Here is a 5,185-nt window from a genome sequence, read left to right on the forward strand (position 1 = left end):
AGCGGACAAAGCCAAAGGTGGACGGACCTCAAATTGCCCAAGTGGTAGGACCGAAGGGAGAGGAGATATTTACGGACAACGTAGGCCGAATCCGGGTGCAATTTTTTTGGGATAGGGAAGGGAAATATGATGACCATAGCTCGTGCTGGATACGAGTGACGCAACCGTGGGCAGGACAAGGTTGGGGGGTACTGGCGATACCGCGTGTGGGTCAGGAGGTGTTGGTTGATTTTCTAGATGGCGACCCGGACCAACCGATAATCACGGGTAGGACGTATCATGCAAGGAATGTGCCACCGAGGGCGTTACCACAAAGTAAAACGCAGATGGCATTTCGCTCCAAGACGTATAAGGGGGAGGGCTACAACGAACTTTTATTTGAGGATGCGCCGGGACAGGAACGACTCAACTTACACGCTCAGCGAGATATGAACACCGTGGTGTTGAATGACCGAAATACAATAGTCTCAAATCGTCACCAAGAGATTATTAAAAAGAACCAGAATATCACCGTGCAGGGAGATCGTAACAAAACCATTCATGAGAGTGAAATGACGTCTGTTTTGGGAAACTCGGATACTTTTGTTGAAAAATCAACGACGAAGCAAGTTAAAAAAGACCTCGTTATCTCATCACAAAATGGCAGTATTACTTTTTCCGTAGGGAATTCGATCATTTCTCTCAATAATGAAGGAATACTGCGTATTGAAAGTGATGAAGTTAAGATTGATGGAGGAGAAGTTTTCTTTAATCGATATTCTGTTTTAATGTCACAATCACAGCAGGGTGTTGAAGAAGAACTTAATGAGGATAGTGACCTTTTACCACATCAGCAATTAGCCGAAGAGTGGCAGGCTCAATCGGAAAAAATTGCACAATTACGAGCTGAAGGGAAACACGCAGAAGCCGATAAGTTTGAGCGTGAACGTCGGGCAATGCAAGCGGCAATATTAGCTCAAGCAGCTTATACTCCGATTGGTAGCACACCTCCACCAGGTTGGAAAGAGATTAGTACGGATGAAAATGAACTAAACAAGTATGGTTTAGAAAAAAGTGATTTTCCTACGGATAAAGGCTTTAAAGCCCGTATGTTTGTGCCTGACCATATGGTATTTGGAAATGAGATGAAACCCACGATTGCGTTTAAAGGCACCACATCGAGAGAAGATTGGGTCAATAATCTTAAACAGGGTATGGGAATGAGATCGGAGTACTATGAAAGAGCTGTGGAGATTGGTAAGAAAGTAAAAGAATCGGGCAATACAAATATGATTGAGATGACAGGTCATTCCTTAGGTGGTGGTTTAGCATCGGCCGCCTCGATGGCATCCGGCTCAAAAGCTACTACCTTTAATGCGGCTGGGGTACGAGATATTACCGTTGAACGACTTACTAAAATTATGCCAAGCAAGATAGAAGCCTACTATATTGATAAGGAACTCCTCACGCGAGTGCAAGAAACAGAGCCTTTAACCTTGTCTGGTATGCTGGATAGAATAAATCCACAGAAAGCAGCGAGTTATGCGTTAGCCGATGCAGGGGATATAGCCCTTGATTTCCTTACTCCTGATGCACGTTATACGGAACGGTATAAATTACCAATTCAAACCAAGGATAATATTATTCCTTTTGGTAATTCATACCGGGATCACGGTATGGATAAAGTGATAGATGCATTAGGTGGCGAGTTGTTCAAAACTAAGCAAACAATAGGAGGTTGGTAATGAAACAGGTATTTTTAATGTTAGTCTTATTAGTTGGATTAGGAGGATGTATGGAGAATAGCTACCCACTTGATGGATTTAGTGAAGAGCAAAAAGTATTAGTGAAAGCGATTAAAGCTGCCGATGTGGAAAAAGTGAAAGAACTTGTGAAAGTCACTGATTTAGAGATGAAAAATGATCAGAGTCTTCCCATTTTAACAGCTGCAATGTTTGAGGCTATGGGAGACTTAAAAAGTGATAAACCTACAAAGCGATTACAAATTATCACTGAGTTAGTAAGAGCAGGGGCAAAAGTAAATAAAGGAGGTGTTTTTTTAGACTCCCCTTTAACTATTGCATTTGCACAAGAACACCCCGCATTATTAGAGGCAATGTTGGCAGGTGGACTAGATCCAAATTTAATGGATGAATATTCGCCGATAATTTTTGAAATACGAAGTAATTACAAACTTGATTTGATGAAAGTGTTAGTGAAATATGGGGCTAATATAGAAGCCAAAAGCACATCGGGAAAAAATCCTGCACACGCAACCATTATTACTGCACCTAAGCTCTCTTATTATCTTGTTTCAATCGGTACAGATGTGCATAATGTGGATAAGAATGGAAGAAGTTTTGCTATGTCTGTATTTAGAATGGAAAAATCTCTAAAAGAAGATTTTGATGATGTAAAAAGTGGACGATATAAAGGAAATTTGGATGTTATACAGGAAAATTTAGAAGCTGTTCAAAAAATCAAAGCGATAATGATTGAAAAAGGTATTGAGTGGACACCTAAACAATAAATAACCACTACCACAGGGGGATAAAAACTATTTACTAAATAGGGTATAACAAGCGGGTATTTTTAATGAAAATTTTACAAATAAAAAAGTATTTGGCTTTCTTTATTTTATCGCTCTATTTATCAATGATTTCAATTTATGCATATTCAAATGAAACAGAAAAAAATAGAAGATTAATACCAGAGAAATTTTTTAGTGGTAGTCATCTTGAAATGGCTCAAGCTATTCATAAAAATGATAGGGCTAAGGTAGAAAAATTGTTGAAACAAGGCATTGATGTTAATGAAATATCAGAAACAAACACAATGACTTATCTATTATACTCAGTGATGTTAGAGAATCGCTTTGAAATTGCAGAATTATTGCTAAAAAATAATGCTAACCCGAATAAAGTTTCTATGATCTTATCAAATAGTAAGAAATATAAATTTTATTATTTACCTCTTACTTCAGTATCTAGCGATGAGTCTATCGAATATATGAAGTTATTACTTAAATATGGCGCTGACCCTAATTATTTTTACCGAGACGATACAGGCGATATAGCGTTAAATGCAATGCCGGCAATTAATGCTGCAGTGCGTTCAGCCTATATTTTAAATAAATGGAATCGAGAAGATTTTATGAATGATATTAAGGCACGGATAGAGTTATTATTAGAGAATGGTGCAGATATAAATTCTATTGGTTCAGTGGGAAAAACGGTGGTTGAATGGGCAGATAGTAATCCAGAAATTGTACTTTATTTAATGGATAAGGGGGCTGATCATCGTCTTTATGGGAAGGAGTTATTAAGAACATCTAAACGCTTATTACAAGCTAATCCTAATAATATTCATCGCCAAGAAATTATACGCCGATTAGAAGCATTAGGGTATAAATAACCAGTGAGTATTTTTAATGAAAATTTTGTAGATAAAAAATGTAGTTATTTAGTAAATAATTTGGAATATAAAAATGAAACTTGCCACATCCCCTAGTAATTTAACTGAATTTATCCAGATAAAAGAGCAAATCAACTATCTTAGCCGACCAGATAAACAAACGGATTGGAAAATTGTTGAAAAATTATCATCGCGCCTGCTTGCAGAAAATGGCATTGATTTACAAACTTTAGTGTATTTTACTGTAGCCCGTTATCAGCTGTCTTCAAGCTTTACTCAAATCACAAAAGATATTGAAAATATTGCGATTGCTTTAATTTCATATTGGGATATGCTTTGGCCTTTAGAGGTTTCTAATAGAATCACTTTGCTCAATTGGTTAAATCGACAAATTGCTGATAATATGAGACTTCAAGTACAATCCCATCAAGATATAAAAGCGCTCTATTGTTTAGATAATGCACTGACACTTATCGTAGAAGAAATAAAAAAGCATTCAGATTTACCTACTAATCTAAACAATTTACTTGTTTCAGTGAATGAGCAAATCGATAAGAGAGTAACATCTCAGTATGATAAGAATATTGAGAGGGGTGATCCAATCGTTATTACTTCACCACTTAAACCTTCGTTAAAACCCACTCAGAAAACAGAAATTAAGACGGATAATCATCCATTAAAAATGGAGATAACGCCGCCTATTTTTAGTGCATCCCCCTCTATAATGTCTGCTCAAAAAGAAGAGAGTAAACCTACTAAAAAAGATCGTATTCCTGTAAGAAGTATAAGGAAAACTCATTTAATTTCTCTATTATTCTTGATGTTCGGGTTAATTTTAGGTGGGAGTAGTGGCTATTTTTATGCAGTAAAATATCAACAACTGCCTCAGATGAGAGATGAACTAACAAAAATGTTATCCTCTCCAACCTATTTATTAGAACGAGGAAAAATCTACGTTAATAGTAGCAATGAACAAGTATTAAAAACAGAGTGGTACAATAAAATAGGCGTTTATGAAAATATTGGTAAAAACCTAATTGAATCAAGCAAACTTAAACAGCAAATTCAAACACTGCAGCAAGAGCTATTACAAGCAGAGAAATCAAGGCAAGGATTAACGATTTCCTATCTTAAAACAGCGTTATATAACATGGAAAAAGAGCTTGATTTTCGCCCTTCATTAGAGCAAGTTTTGCATATATATGCAAATAATCCTCAGGATTGGGAACAAAAACAAATAATTAATAAGCACTTTTTAAGTTTACTGGCTTATTATGCTTATTTAAATGATTTAGAAAATAGTAAGGACAAAAGATGAACGATATTGCAGAGCAAGCTAAAACTATCAGTGAATTTACGGCTAACTCCAAACTCGCTAACCAAATTCAAAAAGGCCAACAAGTTGTTCATCTCGCTCAAAATGTGATAAGTAAGGCTGAGACTGTAGCAACTAAACTAAATAGTGGAGATATCCTTGGCTCTGTTTCTGAGTTATTGGGTTTATCTTCCCCGACAGGCTTACAGTTCACCTTAGAAACAGTGACTCTCCCGCCGCCCACCTTTTCAGTGGTGTCCTTTGAATTACGTGAGCATTACAGCGAGCCCTATTGTTTATCCGTCCATCTTACCAGCCCCCTTCCAACGATAGATGCCACGCAAGTGCTGGACCAAAAGGTAAAGTTTACCGTTTGGCAATCGGGAAAAGCGGAACGGGTTATCTCAGGCATCGTCTCAAGTTTTACCCAAGGTGACAGTGGGTTTGAACAAACGCACTATTTTTTGGAGATTCGTC

The 5,185-nt window shown here is 37.2% G+C and carries 5 protein-coding genes; all 5 read left to right on the forward strand.

Annotation, left to right across the window (positions count from 1 at the left end; genetic code table 11):
* On the forward strand, positions 1–1,724 hold a 1,724-nt coding region (tssI, locus tag E4T92_RS10890), incomplete at its 5' end, for a type VI secretion system tip protein TssI/VgrG (RefSeq protein ID WP_135094856.1).
* Positions 1,724–2,509 carry a hypothetical protein gene (locus E4T92_RS10895; protein ID WP_135094858.1) on the forward strand — a complete coding sequence of 262 codons (786 nt, stop codon included), beginning with the start codon at positions 1,724–1,726 and terminating at the stop codon, positions 2,507–2,509. The genes tssI and E4T92_RS10895, both read left to right, overlap by 1 nt.
* 65 nt (positions 2,510–2,574) lie before the next feature.
* Complete coding sequence (locus tag E4T92_RS10900) at positions 2,575–3,393, forward strand: hypothetical protein (protein WP_135094860.1); 819 nt, start codon at positions 2,575–2,577, stop codon at positions 3,391–3,393.
* A gap of 73 nt (positions 3,394–3,466) precedes the next feature.
* Positions 3,467–4,711, forward strand: coding sequence for a type VI secretion system ImpA family N-terminal domain-containing protein (locus E4T92_RS10905; protein ID WP_135094861.1), 1,245 nt, complete (start codon positions 3,467–3,469; stop codon positions 4,709–4,711).
* On the forward strand, positions 4,708–5,185 hold a 478-nt coding region (locus E4T92_RS10910; protein WP_255518899.1), incomplete at its 3' end, for a contractile injection system protein, VgrG/Pvc8 family. The genes E4T92_RS10905 and E4T92_RS10910, both read left to right, overlap by 4 nt.

Origin of the sequence: Pasteurella sp. WM03 (assembly GCF_004570945.1) — a bacterium.
In the GTDB taxonomy this organism is placed as follows: domain Bacteria; phylum Pseudomonadota; class Gammaproteobacteria; order Enterobacterales; family Pasteurellaceae; genus Rodentibacter.

Excerpts from the sequence above, each read along its gene's own strand:
- E4T92_RS10895 (WP_135094858.1), top strand. The coding sequence starts at position 1,724 with ATGAAACAGGTATTTTTAATGTTAGTCTTATTAGTTGGATTAGGAGGA.
- E4T92_RS10900 (WP_135094860.1), top strand. The coding sequence starts at position 2,575 with ATGAAAATTTTACAAATAAAAAAGTATTTGGCTTTCTTTATTTTATCG.
- E4T92_RS10905 (WP_135094861.1), top strand. The coding sequence starts at position 3,467 with ATGAAACTTGCCACATCCCCTAGTAATTTAACTGAATTTATCCAGATA.